General features: G+C 43.8%; 13 protein-coding genes. 9 read left to right on the plus strand and 4 right to left on the minus strand.

Annotated features, from left to right (window positions below):
• Positions 1 to 6: 6 nt before the first annotated feature.
• Positions 7 to 543, minus strand: coding sequence for a type II secretion system protein (locus LIX84_RS03005; RefSeq protein ID WP_104972517.1), 537 nt, complete (start codon positions 541 to 543; stop codon positions 7 to 9).
• Between the two features lie 446 nt (positions 544 to 989).
• Here LIX84_RS03005 and LIX84_RS03010 point away from each other — a divergent pair, with 446 nt between their 5' ends.
• The 4 genes from LIX84_RS03010 to LIX84_RS03025 all read left to right on the plus strand — a co-directional run bounded on the left by LIX84_RS03010 (position 990) and on the right by LIX84_RS03025 (position 3,840).
• Positions 990 to 1,712, plus strand: coding sequence for a sulfite exporter TauE/SafE family protein (locus LIX84_RS03010; protein ID WP_226420585.1), 723 nt, complete (start codon positions 990 to 992; stop codon positions 1,710 to 1,712).
• 101 nt (positions 1,713 to 1,813) lie between these two features.
• Positions 1,814 to 2,719 (plus strand): EamA family transporter RarD, encoded by a 906-nt coding sequence (gene rarD, locus LIX84_RS03015; RefSeq protein WP_005395245.1) that lies wholly within the window; start codon positions 1,814 to 1,816, stop codon positions 2,717 to 2,719.
• 207 nt (positions 2,720 to 2,926) lie between these two features.
• Positions 2,927 to 3,313, plus strand: a complete 387-nt coding sequence (locus tag LIX84_RS03020; RefSeq protein ID WP_012842326.1) for an MAPEG family protein — start codon at positions 2,927 to 2,929, stop codon at positions 3,311 to 3,313.
• A complete protein-coding gene (locus LIX84_RS03025; protein ID WP_047008291.1) occupies positions 3,307 to 3,840 on the plus strand; it encodes a hypothetical protein in 534 nt (177 codons plus the stop codon). Before LIX84_RS03020 ends, LIX84_RS03025 begins: the two co-directional genes overlap by 7 nt.
• 292 nt (positions 3,841 to 4,132) lie before the next feature.
• Here the strand turns inward: LIX84_RS03025 and LIX84_RS03030 are convergent, their stop codons facing one another.
• The gene (locus tag LIX84_RS03030) at positions 4,133 to 5,497 is read right to left on the minus strand and encodes an endonuclease/exonuclease/phosphatase family protein (RefSeq protein WP_226420586.1); all 1,365 of its coding nucleotides are present in this window, start codon (positions 5,495 to 5,497) and stop codon (positions 4,133 to 4,135) included.
• Positions 5,498 to 5,849: 352 nt separating this feature from the next.
• On the opposite strand from LIX84_RS03030, the gene LIX84_RS03035 reads away from it, so the two are divergent.
• Both LIX84_RS03035 and LIX84_RS03040 read left to right on the plus strand, forming a co-directional pair.
• Positions 5,850 to 7,955, plus strand: coding sequence for a M4 family metallopeptidase (locus tag LIX84_RS03035; protein WP_226420587.1), 2,106 nt, complete (start codon positions 5,850 to 5,852; stop codon positions 7,953 to 7,955).
• 150 nt (positions 7,956 to 8,105) lie between these two features.
• Positions 8,106 to 8,420 (plus strand): DMT family transporter, encoded by a 315-nt coding sequence (locus LIX84_RS03040; protein WP_005395239.1) that lies wholly within the window; start codon positions 8,106 to 8,108, stop codon positions 8,418 to 8,420.
• Between the two features lie 83 nt (positions 8,421 to 8,503).
• On the opposite strand, the gene LIX84_RS03045 is transcribed toward LIX84_RS03040, so the two are convergent.
• On the minus strand, positions 8,504 to 9,409 hold the full coding sequence (locus LIX84_RS03045) for a DMT family transporter (RefSeq protein ID WP_005395238.1): 906 nt from the start codon (positions 9,407 to 9,409) through the stop codon (positions 8,504 to 8,506).
• A gap of 184 nt (positions 9,410 to 9,593) precedes the next feature.
• On the opposite strand from LIX84_RS03045, the gene LIX84_RS03050 reads away from it, so the two are divergent.
• From LIX84_RS03050 to LIX84_RS03060, 3 genes are all read left to right on the plus strand, one after another.
• The gene (locus LIX84_RS03050) at positions 9,594 to 10,052 is read left to right on the plus strand and encodes an NUDIX hydrolase (RefSeq protein ID WP_170892629.1); all 459 of its coding nucleotides are present in this window, start codon (positions 9,594 to 9,596) and stop codon (positions 10,050 to 10,052) included.
• A 114-nt stretch (positions 10,053 to 10,166) separates the two neighbouring features.
• Positions 10,167 to 10,739, plus strand: a complete 573-nt coding sequence (locus LIX84_RS03055; RefSeq protein WP_054867401.1) for a GNAT family N-acetyltransferase — start codon at positions 10,167 to 10,169, stop codon at positions 10,737 to 10,739.
• A 125-nt stretch (positions 10,740 to 10,864) separates the two neighbouring features.
• Entirely contained in the window at positions 10,865 to 12,277 is a 1,413-nt protein-coding gene (locus LIX84_RS03060) for a coniferyl aldehyde dehydrogenase (protein ID WP_226420588.1), read from the plus strand.
• A 170-nt stretch (positions 12,278 to 12,447) separates the two neighbouring features.
• Here LIX84_RS03060 and LIX84_RS03065 read toward each other — a convergent pair whose 3' ends face one another.
• Positions 12,448 to 12,927, minus strand: coding sequence for an aminoacyl-tRNA deacylase (locus tag LIX84_RS03065; RefSeq protein ID WP_006742302.1), 480 nt, complete (start codon positions 12,925 to 12,927; stop codon positions 12,448 to 12,450).
• Between the last annotated feature and the right edge of the window lie 69 nt (positions 12,928 to 12,996).

Genomic DNA, 12,996 nt, shown 5'->3' on the forward strand with positions numbered 1-12,996 from the left:
CTTATTTTATTGTGAACATGGAAGAATTTCCAAGGTGTAATTTTCGTTTGGACCCTGCGGTGGTCCATATAAAATCCCACATTGAGTTAAACTGCTATTTTTATCATCTCTTGCTGAAATAACGACTTTAATGTTGTTAGTTTGAACAATTTTCCAGTCACTATCTCCATACTGATTCTCAAGTTCTGAGACTAATATAGCTAAGCTTGTTTCATCTGCATCTGGGTAACCGTACCTAAATGTACAGCTAAGAGAACCATTCAACTCACAACCTGAGAAAGGCAAATTTTCAGGGCCTTTACCTGAACCTGCGTCTGTGTGTTTGTTTGATATATATGGATAGTGTTCCAACCCTGCAATCGCCATTTTCCCATAACCGACACCGAGCGCTGATGCAATCGCGCCCTTCATGCCTTCTAAACGCGCTTCACGCGCATCACTTTGAAGGTTTAAAAAGCGTGGTGCGGCAGTGACAGCAAGAATGCCGAGCACGACAAGAACTACGACTAACTCTATTAGAGTAAATCCAGTTTGTTTTCTCATATTATTTTCACAGCAAGTTAAAGGTAGAAAAAGTAACACTGACCGTACACTTGTTGTTGTGTAAATAAGTACGGTAATGACAAAATGATCAATAGTATAAAGCGATGAGTCATAAAGTGCTATACCGACGTAATGAGAATCGGCTACGCCTATATAGAGCAGGAGGAGGGTTCAAAGATCTAATGCGGCCGTTTTTGAGCAGTCATTAATTCCGTGGAAGAAATGCTGCATGAACAGTCGAGCATGAATTCGCCTAGATATAAGCATACGCGTACATCGGCTGAATGAAAGACGAAAAGAAGTGATGGCAAACCGCACAAATGGATTGTCTTTTTGTTCACTTTGATGAATGCTACGCGAGATTCATATCACAACACACTCGATGCATTCATCGTGCGAATGTGCTTTGGTTTCGTGTTTGGCTTTCAAATATAAGAATAATCTAAATGGAATTCGATTCGATAAACTTGCTTGCGATAGGGCTAATATTTCTTGGCTCTTATGTACAAACCGCAATAGGCTTTGGCTTGGCAATTGTTGCCGCACCTTTACTGATTCTTTGGGCGCCGGAGTATGTGCCTGTACCAATCTGTTTAGTCGCGTTATTTATTTCGTTGATGAATGCGATGAAGCACCGCAGTAGTGTTGAAATCGGCGGTTTAAAAATGGCATTGATTGGGCGTGTGCCCGGATCGGTCGCTGGCGGCTTGCTACTGTTTTTTGTCTCGACTCAAGCTCTTACACTTTGGATTGGTTTTTTGGTGTTATTCGCGGTTGTGGTGAGTGTTTTACCGTTTCGGGTTGAACCCACACCAGCGCGTATGACATTAGCAGGATTCTTTTCTGGATTGTTTGGTACCAGTTCGGCGATTGGAGGCCCACCGATGGCGTTGTTGTTGCAACATCAAGAAGCGAACCAGTTACGTGGTAACCTATCGGCATTTTTTGTTTTCAGTTCCATCATTTCGCTTGTTGTTCAAATTCCCGTTGGCTTCTTCACATTACACCATTTGATGATTACTATTCCGCTATTACCTGCGGCAGCGCTTGGGTATTGGCTCGCGATGAAAACCACCCAATCGTTACCAAAAGAAAAAATTCGGTTTGGAGCACTTATGTTGTGTTTTGTGAGTGGGTTTACAGCAGTAGTACAAGCGTTGAACCAGTAATGCCCTCAGCATCTTAAACTCACAGGGATACCGCGTTCCTTTTATTATGCATAGCGCGATTTGTTTGCGCTGACTTATTCGTTTAGATGAGCGATAGTTTTATGAATAACACTCGTTATGGCACTTTTATGGCAGCATTCTCCTTTGTAATTTGGGGGCTGCTACCCATTTATTATCGTTATTTACCGAATGCTTCAATGGATGAGTTGCTGGCATGGCGAATCATCGGCTCAGTTCCTGTCGGTTTTTTAATTGTGCTTGGTATAACCCGTCGAGGACCGAATTGGAAAGAAATCTGGTGTGACAAAAAATCTTTGTGGTACACGTTTGTCGCGAGCAGTTTGATGTGTATTTCATGGAGTGCGTTCACTTGGGCTTTGACTCACCATCGAGTCATTGATGCAAGCTTAGGCTTTTTTATTGGACCGTTGGTGTCAGTGGCGTTAGGCGTGTTTATTCTTGGAGATAAGCTTTCAAAAGGCAAACTCATCGCAATTGTGCTAGCAACAATTGGCGTGATGTATCAAGTGATTCATTATGGCCAGTTGCCTGTTATCGCACTAACGATGGGGTTGTTCTTTGCTTTGTATGGCTTGTACAAGAAGAAGATAACATACGACTGGAGCACCACCTTGTTTGTTGAGGCCCTGCTATTGACTCCAGTTGCTGTGGCGTATTTGTTTTACAAACAATGGACAGTGGGTGAGTTGGCTTCAGGCGTAGATATAACAACATTGCTTTTGTACTTTGGCAGCGCACCGATCACGCTTTTACCACTGATTTTTTATTCTATCGCGATACGTATAACAAACTTATCGACAGTTGGTTTAATGCAATACATTGAACCAAGCTTGCAGTTTGTTTTGGCTGTCATGTTTTTCGGTGAACTGTTTGATGAAGTTAAAGCAGTGACCTTTGCCTTTATTTGGGTGGGGCTGTTATTTACAATCTTTGAAAGTATTGTCAAAGGGCATAAGCGTAAAAAGCTGGCCAATCATCCTTTATAGACCACCATTCTTGAATATTCACGATTTCACTCTCACGCCCTCTATTCGAGGGCGTTTTTAGTTCCATAAAGTATTCTCTTACTCGTTTTCTTATATTCGAGTAAAATCATAATTTGAGGTTAATTGACGCATTATCATTAGGATACCGCTATATTTATAGCCAAGTGACACGCTATATAATGAAAACCGGATCAAAAAGGACGACATATGATCACAGCTCTATACGCTAGCATTCTTGCAATACTGATTATTTGGTTGGCCGTTCAAGTGATTAAGCAGCGTCGCTTAAATCAGGTTGCTTATGCTGACGGAGGAGTAGAGGCTCTCCAAATCGCTCGTAGTGCACAGAGTAACGCGACAGAATATATCCCCATTACTCTGATTCTAATGGCACTATTAGAATTCAATAGTGCTTACCCAACCTGGATACATCTCACAGGCATTATTTTCGTGATCGGTCGAATTATCCATGCTCGAGGTATATTGAAAGAGGACTTAAAAAGGCGTGTTAGGGGCATGCAGGTGACATTCCTAGTGATACTTTCGCTGGTTGTGTTGAATATGATTTATCTTCCGTACGATAAGTTATGGTAAGTCTTCGTAGCTATATCCCGCCGCCATGGGTACTCGTTCTGATTGGGTTAGTACTGAATATTGGCGCGATCGTTCTTACTAGCTTGGTCCTTGATAGGCTTGGCAAACAGTATTCGCAACTCGCAGAGCAAAAGGCGGAAAACTTGTATTCCATCCAACTCGCGTGGAATAGCGTTGAAACTCTAGAAAGAAAAAGAGAGGCGTTGCTGCTTCACTTGCACATAGGTCAGAGCGCAGCGATACCTTCGGAGATAGAACAGATATTGGAAGGGCACTTATCCTCTTGGACTCATCACGAATCGGATGAAATACAAATAGATAAACTCCCTCAGCTAATGTCAAAGATAAACCAAGCACAAGCTTCGTATAGAGATCGCATTGATGACTATTACATTGAGAATGTAGAGCTCAATGAGGTAATGGCAAAGCAAGATGAAAAGATCGCTTGGTACAAGAATATCGGGCTCTTCTTGCAAGTATTCGGACTCGCATTAATCCTCGCACGTGATTTGGCTAGGAAGCCATAGAACAAAAGTTAACGGTAGGGTTTATTGCGAAATGCCAATTATAATTTGCAAATTGCAATTCATTGCGTGAGCAAACAGTGGCTATTGGTGAAGTTTTAATGAAAGTGGTTAAATAACAATCTGTTTTTGTGCGCTACAAAGTTGGCACGTCTCATGCTTTAGTATGAATGACCCTTTCTAAGCCGAGGGTCACCTAGCCAACTGACGTTGTTAGTGAACCACTTTGTTCACAAATATATACAGCCAATCACGAATCCTTGTGGTTGGCTTTTTTTTATTTAAATGACACAGTTTAGAACTGTGCTTTAATCCAGATCATGCGATGGTCGGAAGACACATCTTTACCATCACCATACTTGCCGATACGCGTATCGTTAAATAGCTTACGACCTTCTTCATAAGAAGCTGACCAGTATACGCCAGAGTCCACCACATTTAGGTTTGCAGAAGGCAAGGCATAATCTACACCCAAGCCAAACGTCGAAGTGATGCGATTCGGATATGGGTGAGTGGAGCTGCGGTCAACAGCGTGTTCGGCTGCACCAAAGCTTGTCGGATAAAGCTCGCCATTCATCACGGTTTGGTTAACCAATGGATCATTATGCAGTTCTTGCATTACAGAGCTAATACCGTCACCGGCCACGGGATCAAGGTTTTGATCGCCCATCATTACGAATTTAGCCCCGCTCGCTAAGCCGCCTTTCTTACCTGCATCGTCGTAGAAATAGTCTTTACCTTGAATGTAGTGATGCCAGAACTCTACTTCGGCTGCGTTTTGCGCTTTGTTTTTACCTGGATCGAATACTGGTGGAGTAGGGTGCGACATCAGTAGATGCACAACTTCCTCGCCACTGCGAGTCGGAATGATAATTGGTGCATCTACGTGGTTTTTAGAAGATAGGCGTACTTGATCCCATTCTTCTGCAGAGTACCACTCATCACCACACTTCATGCCATCTGGAATCTTTTGTGAGCCGTCACAGATAGTAATGGTTGGAACCTTAGCACCTTCCATATCTTTCCATTTAAACGCTTGGAACGTACGCGTATTTGCCGTATCAATCTTGTATTTAGACATTAGGGCAAAGGCATATTGACCGTGGTACATGCCAAAGCCCCATGCATCGCCCGGCATTTGACCTGCTGTTCCATTGTTGTCGAGGTCAAACTCGCTTAGCAAACCTGTGTTGGTAGAGTAAGACTCCGCGTAAGGATATTCGATAGGTTCAAGGTTCGCTTCACCGCCTGCACCATTGATGCTTTGCGCGACAGACAGGTAGTTCTTCTGGAAGCCTTCAATGGCTGCTTTGTTTTCGCCTGTTCCGTCGTTGTTGTATTCCGCCATCATAAGAACGTCAGGGCGATTCTTCTGAATAATCGCAGCAACGTTTCGAATTTGAATGACTTTTTCCGCAGTGGTTTTGTCTTCAGCGGCGATAGAACCGTCTAAATAGGCAGTAACCAATACAGTTTGCTGCGCTGGTTCAATTTGCATTTCGCTCACTAAAGCTTCAAAAGTTGCACGGTCAAAAGAGAGGTTGTAAGTCGCTATTTTTACTTCTTTAGGCTGAACATTGACGTATTCAGTGTCGTCATTACATCCAGATAATAGAGCGGCGCCAACCAGGAGAGCGATAGAGGTTTTGATTGTTTTCATGGGTACGTCATACCTTATAATTGATTCGGCTGAATATTAAAGTCATCAGTAATTGTTTTAAGCGATATCAATCACACAAACGTTTTCATATTTACATGTTCAATTAGTTTTTGTGTGATTTGTGCAATAAACGCAACACTTTCAACACCAAAAGGTTATATGCAAATTGTTAAAAAACGGTGTCGCTTTTAATAGATGAAATGGCACTAAAACATAAGCTGTATGATTGTGTGTGCTAAAATCAATGAGCGGGATGATTACGATAAGTTTGACTTCACTTTTAGGTGAGAAACAAACAAATAAGAACTGGTCAGTTTGGCTTTGCTATTGATGCAAAATAGGGGGCTAACCGATGGGTTCAGTATCAAACTATCAGAGCAGGTTATTTGTCACGGCAATGCTTGCTTCACCACTTCTTTTTTCAACACCTTTATCCGCCGCTCAGTCCGAACGGTTAGAGCAAAACCATGGGCTTGTTGTTACTTTAGAAAAACGCAACCTTGCAGCCACACAAAATATAGATCGTGTGTTAGGTTTACAAAATGGAAATCGTGTACAAAAGCTGAAAACCAACCAAGGTAAAAACGGCGGTACGCATAGTCGTTATCAGCAGATGTTTAAAGGCGTCCCGATTTGGGGCAAGCAAATTGTCGTACATCGTGATAAAAAGGGCCAAATCAAGCACATCAACGGCACTCTCGTAAAGGATATTGCCCGAGATATCAATGATATGGTGCCTAGATTGTCGCTTTCTCAAGTAATGTCTTCAACGCAAAAGCCGTACCGTGAAAACGGATACCAAATAGATAATCAGCGCCAAGGTTTGCGTATTTATGTCGATAAAAGTGACGTGGCGCACTTAGCTTATATTGTCCAGTTTTTTGCTGATAATGAGCATGGTGGTAAGCCTACGCGTCCCACCTTTCTTATTGATGCTAAAACAGGAAACATTTTGCTGCAATATGAGGGGTTAGCGCACGTAGAAGCGAATGGTCCGGGAGGAAACCAAAAAATTGGTCGTTATCATTATGGTGTGGACTTTGAGTCTCTATTAGTCCAGCAATCTGGTGATACGTGTTTGATGGATATTCCTGGCGTGGTCAAAACCATCAACTTGAATGGTAGGACGTCTGGCAATACACATACGTTCGTTTGTCCAACCAATAGTGTTAAAGAAATTAATGGAGCGTACAGCCCGTTAAATGATGCGCATTACTTTGGCAAAGTGGTATACGACATGTACAAAGATTGGCTGAATACCGCGCCCTTAACGTTTCAGCTTCAAATGCGAGTGCATTACCGCAAACGCTATGAAAACGCCTTTTGGAATGGTTCGAGCATGACTTTTGGTGACGGTGCGAGTTATTTCTATCCTTTAGTGAGTTTAGATGTTTCAGCACACGAGGTTAGCCATGGATTTACAGAACAAAACTCTGATCTGATTTATTCAGAGCAATCAGGCGGAATCAATGAGGCGTTCTCAGATATGGCAGGTGAGGCGGCTGAATTCTATTCACGTGGTTCTAACGATTGGAAAGTTGGGTACGATATTAGAAAGGCTGCCAATGCGGCGCTGCGCTACATGGATAATCCGCCCCTTGATGGTCGTTCAATTGATCACGCGTCTCAGTATGTGAGTGGCATGGATGTGCATTATTCAAGTGGTGTGTTTAACAAAGCATTTTATCTATTGGCGGTTGAGTACAATTGGGGAACGCGACAAGCGTTCGAGGTTTTTGCGTACGCTAACCAGAACTACTGGACGCCAAGCGAAACGTTTGACTCTGCAGCTGCGGGTGTATTGGCGGCCGCCCAAAGCTTAAACGTGGCGGCGAATGATGTAGCCGACGCTTTTGCTCAGGTCGGTGTTTCAGTTGATGGCGGAGTCGTCGAGCCACCATCTAGCACGTGTGAGGCTATCGCCCTAAACAATGGTGTTTCCAGCAACATAGACTCTTCATCTACTGGTGAGTGGCATTGTTTTACGATTGATGTGCCTACCAACAGTTCAGACTTTATTGTTACCACATCGGGAGTAAACGGCGATGCGGATCTTTATGTTAAGCTGGGAAGTGAACCAAGTTTAACCAGCTACGATTGTCGCTCATACAGTGGCAACAGTAATGAAGCATGTAGTATTACTTCTCCGAATGAAGGAACGTGGCACATTGGTGTGTACGCTTACAGCAGCTACAGTAACTTGAATGTGGAAGCAAGTTATGTAGGAGAAGAGGCGCCACCACCATCTGATGAAGTTACTACACAATCAATCAACAATGGTAAAACATGGACGGCGATTATTACTGGTTCTGGCTTGATGAATGGCGTGTGGAATGTTATTTCAAATACGCCGTGTGATAACGATAACGAGTGCAGTTTATCCGGTATCGGAAAGAAAACCAGTGAGGTGAGCTTTACGTTGACGGATGGTACCGTATTCATCATCGCTAAGCCCTAGCGATTTTTATGTAAAGAGGCCCTGAAATATCAGGGCCTTATTTTTTTACGTTCAATTTTCTGTATATAATAGCGAGTCACAAAGAAGTGAGGACGACCTCACCGCTCTATCTTTTCTCGGGGACGACCCCATCTCGTTGGGAAATATGACATGGCTTGGGGAATTCTCTTCATTGCTGGCTTATGCGAAGTGGCATGGGCTGTCGGACTAAAATACTCACAAGGTTTTACCAAATTGGCGGCATCTGGCTTTACCGTTACGTTTATGGTGTTGAGCTTTTGGTTACTTGGAATTGCATTAAGGACGCTACCACTCGGTATCGCTTACGGCGTTTGGGTAGGTATAGGAGCGATTGGAACGGCAATCGTCAGTATCTACATATTTAACGAGCCCGCGACGCTGATAAAATTGCTGAGTTTATTGCTTATTGTAGCTGGTATCGCTGGATTAAAATTATCCGCTTAACGTCAGGTTAAACATAAAAAAGAAAGCCAGAGTCGACTCTGGCTTTTTACGTTTTAGTGTTGTCTCGCTTTAGGGCTGAAGGGTTAAGCGCTGCGCTTAACGAATGGCAATCGCAAATGGTGGCCAAATACGTTAATGAGTGCGCCCGCTACAATTAGTGCACCACCGATGTACGTCCAGATGAGCGGGATTTCGCCGAAGAAAATGATGCCTAACAACACAGAAAATACGATCTGAATATACGAGTAAGCAGACGCTTTGCCCGCTTGCTGAGTTTGCATTGCTTTGGTTAATCCCAATTGCCCAACTTGGGTGAATACACCAACCAAAACCAACATGAAAGTCAGATACAGGTCGGGCATAACAAAATCATCGCCAATCAGTAAGAGTGAAGCGGGTAGAGCAACCAAAGGGAAATAGAAAATGATCACTGAACTATCTTCAGTTTGGCTAAGTTTTCTAACAATGACATAAGCAATTGAGCTACCAAATGCGCCCAAGATTGCAATCATTACGCTAAACATAGGTAAAGTGCGCTCTGCTTCTTGTCCTGTTTCTGGACTTACCATTATATAGATGCCGAGTAAGCACAAGGCAATGCAAAGGAACGTCGATGGTTGAATGCGTTCCTTCAAGAAAAAGACGGCTAGGAGCGCAGTAAATACTGGGTGAATGTATTGGAAGATGGTCGCTTCTGCCAAAGGTAAGGTAGTCACCGAATAATATACGCACATCAATGCCATGGTGCCCACTGCGCCACGCGCAAACAGTAATGGCTTATTATTGCCCCATACAGAAATTCGTTTTCGCTTAACATCTAAATAGCTGATAACAAGTGAGACGAGTGCCCTCGCTGCAACAATCTCAAATACAGGGATACCATGAAGACTGACATGCTTTACTGTGGCAGACATTAGCGCGAAACCGAATGCGGAGAGCACCATAAAGCGCACACCAATGGGAACCAGAGTGTTGAATGAATTAGACATTTTACTGCTCATTTGTTGCGACAGATCGCACTTTAGCATACTCAGCTCACAAAATGATCCGTGATATATAAACACATCTGCCGAGAGTGAGAATAAGCAGTAGACTATGGGTTCTCAAGCAACCTTATCTTTCATTCGCGCATGGAGCGCATCTAGGAAATATCTAGATATTTAAGGAGCATACATGATCCCAGTACAAGCTACGCATACTTCTGGCGTTGTCATTTCTAAAATTGATGGCGTCGATAGAATGCTGTTGCTCAAACGTGTTAAAGGTGGTTATTGGTGCCATGTTGCTGGTGGGGTAGAGGCCGGTGAAACCGGATGGCAAACTATTCTCAGAGAACTGAAAGAGGAGACGCAAATTGACGATGTTGAGTTACATACTGCAGACTTTCTAGAACAGTTCTACGAAGCAAAAAATAACCGCATCATGGTTATTCCATGCTTCGTAATGTTTTGTCCACCTAACCAATCGGTTGTACTTAACGAAGAACACACAGAGTATTGTTGGTGTACGCTTGAAGAAGCAAAACGACTAGCCCCGTTTGCAAATCAACACCACCTTTACGAACATGTGTGGAGGCATTACGTGGATGTGGAGTCGTTGACGCCATTTACGTTAATTGAACAAACAGACTAGACGAGATAGCCATCCTTTTAAGCACGTTTGACATAACGAATATGGAAGTTTGTTCTCAACGCAATGAGGCGGTAGGATTTATGAGTAGTGTTTACCGAAAAAGGGATAATGTGGATGGATGAGGTCATGTGCCAAAAGGCGTATCAAGGAAATAGCATGCAGGCCAGTTTTTCTGTTTCAGAAAGGGTCTCAATTGAGCCTCTTACCACCAAACACGCGACCGTTTTACTGGAAGTGGTGAACACGTATCGAAACAGCCTCTCTGGCTATTTGCCTTGGACGGACTTTGTGACCAACCGCAGAGAAGCGGTGAACTACATCTCTCAGCGCGTGAACAGCAAAGCGTTAGATGCCCACTGGTGCGCTATTTATTTTGATGGGCAGTTTACGGGTGTTATTGGCATTAAAGGTGTGGATTCGCACACACGCGTCACTGAGATTGGCTATTGGCTTGCCAACAATGGGCGAGGACACCGAGTGATCGACCAAGTACTCGCGGTGTTGATTCCTTTTTTGAAGCAGAAAGGGCACGCGCAATTCATCCAATTCCACTGTATGGAAGATAACATTGCCAGCATCAATATTGCTGAGCGTGCTGGTGCTACATTAAAAGAATACATTGATCACGAGTTCGAGACGCTTGACCGCTCTCAACGGCTCGGCATTTATGAGTTGCGTCTGACTTAGTTCCAAACCCACTGATATTTTAATCAGAGTTCGAACTCTAATTTCGCGAGCGCTACAATAGTAACATTGTTGCGCTCGTGTTAATTTGGAGCGTCATTGGTTGAAACTAGGTTAGGAGAAGCATCATGAACGCAATCGCAGAGGTTGAAGTGGACAACCTGTTACAACAAAGCCTTGATCGCTTAAAAGCGGCGTATGCCGCCGAACCTTATCCTAGTTTGGATGAGCGTAAGCAGCGCCTTGTCTTGCTAAAACAAGCTCTGATTGCGAATAAACAAGCATTGGTGGAAGCGCTGAGTGACGATTTTGGTTATCGTTCCGAATTTGATACCGCCATGACCGACGTTTTGCCGACGGTCTCGCACATCAATTACACCATCAAGCAGCTAAAAAAGTGGTGCAAACCAAGTAAGCGTGAATCCGGTCTGTTGCTTGCTCCGTCGAAAGTGACTGTTCAGTATCAGCCACTCGGCGTGGTCGGGATCATTTCGCCGTGGAATTTTCCTGTCATTTTGAGCCTTGCGCCTTTAGTTACTGCTTTGGCCGCAGGTAACCGTGTGATGATGAAGCTCAGCGAATTTACGCCCAAAACCAATAAAGTCATCGTCAATATTTGTCGCGAGTTGTCTGAATATGTCGAAGTATTTGAAGGTGAAGCGGACGTTGCACGATCATTCAGCCAACTGCCATTCGATCATCTTTTGTTTACTGGCTCGACAAATGTTGGTCGCGCTGTGGCAAAAGCAGCGGCTGAAAACCTGACTCCAGTGACGTTAGAGCTGGGCGGGAAATCCCCGGTGATCATTGCGGAAGATGCAGACATGAAGAAAACCGTTGATGCGATTTTGTTTGGGAAATGCATCAATGCCGGCCAGATTTGTGTGGCGCCAGATTACGCGTTTGTACCACAAGAACGCGTCGAAGAGTTCATTACGCTGTTCTTAAAACGTTTTGAAAAACTCTATTTGAAATCCAACAAGAATCAAAAGCTGACCCATATTATCAATCAACGACAGTATGATCGTTTGACTGCGCTACTTGAGGATGCCAAAGCTCAGGGCGCAAGCATCCGTACCGTTGAAGCCTCACCTCAACAGGAAAGGCTTTTGTATCCTCATTTGATCACAGACGTGTCGACAGATATGCGCATCATGCAAGAGGAAATATTTGGGCCATTTCTACCCATCAAGCCCTACAAAGCGGTAGATGAAGCGATTGACTACATTAATCAACACCAAAGACCACTTGCGCTGTATGTTATGTCGGACAACAAATCGACCATCAGACATATTGTACGCAACACACATAGTGGCGGCGTCGGCATCAACGACACGGTATTACACGTTGGCGCTGAAGATGCGCCTTTCGGTGGCGTTGGTGAATCAGGCATTGGTCATTATCACGGAGTGGAAGGATTCAGAAACTTTAGCCACGCGAAAACCGTACTCCACACGCCGAAATGGCTACCAAGGACGGGGGCATTAATGCGTCGCAGAGCTATGGCGATAAAAGCGATACAAAAGATCTTTGTTCGATAGTGGTTGGATTGTTAAAAACCGCTCAAACGGGCGGTTTTTTTTGGTTTCTATGCGTTCTGAATTGCGGATGACCAAAAGCTGAGAAGCTTCCGACACGCACCGCCAATAGAAAAAGAAAGGCTCTTTTTGAAAGAGCCTTTTTCACGAAATGTCGACAGATTTTTGGAAGTTTAATGCAGAACTTCACTGCTGAATCTTAAGTATTTGCAGTCGTTCATTAGCTCTTTAAATGCCTTTCTATCTAGCTTAATCAGAGTTTCATGATCGCCGGCTTCAAGATAGACATGTTCCAAGTTTGCTAATCTTTCATCACAAACGGTCGACATGTGGTAAGGACTACCAATCGGTGGAATCGCGCCGTGCTCACAATCAGTGAAGAGTCGGTAAACCATACGCTCTTTCACCAAGTGGAAAGTAGCGTTAAATTCGTCGTTTAATCTCGACAAACTGATTTTGTTGTTGGCAGGTAAGACTGCCATCATATGATGCCCTTCATGATCCTCAAGAATGACGCCTTTTGCGATATTCATTAAAGGCACACCTGCGGCAACACCACTTTGTAGCGAGCTATGACTGTGGCTGTGATTCACGGTTTGAAAGTGAATGTTATGCTCAGTCAAATATTCATCTAATCGGGTTGCAATCGTCATATAGCCTCCACGTGCATGAGACCCATAAAGAGTATAGGTGAGGCAAGCGACAATCGCGTATTTTACTCT

Origin of the sequence: Vibrio sp. E14, assembly GCF_020515785.1 — a bacterium.
Lineage (GTDB): Bacteria > Pseudomonadota > Gammaproteobacteria > Enterobacterales > Vibrionaceae > Vibrio > Vibrio diabolicus.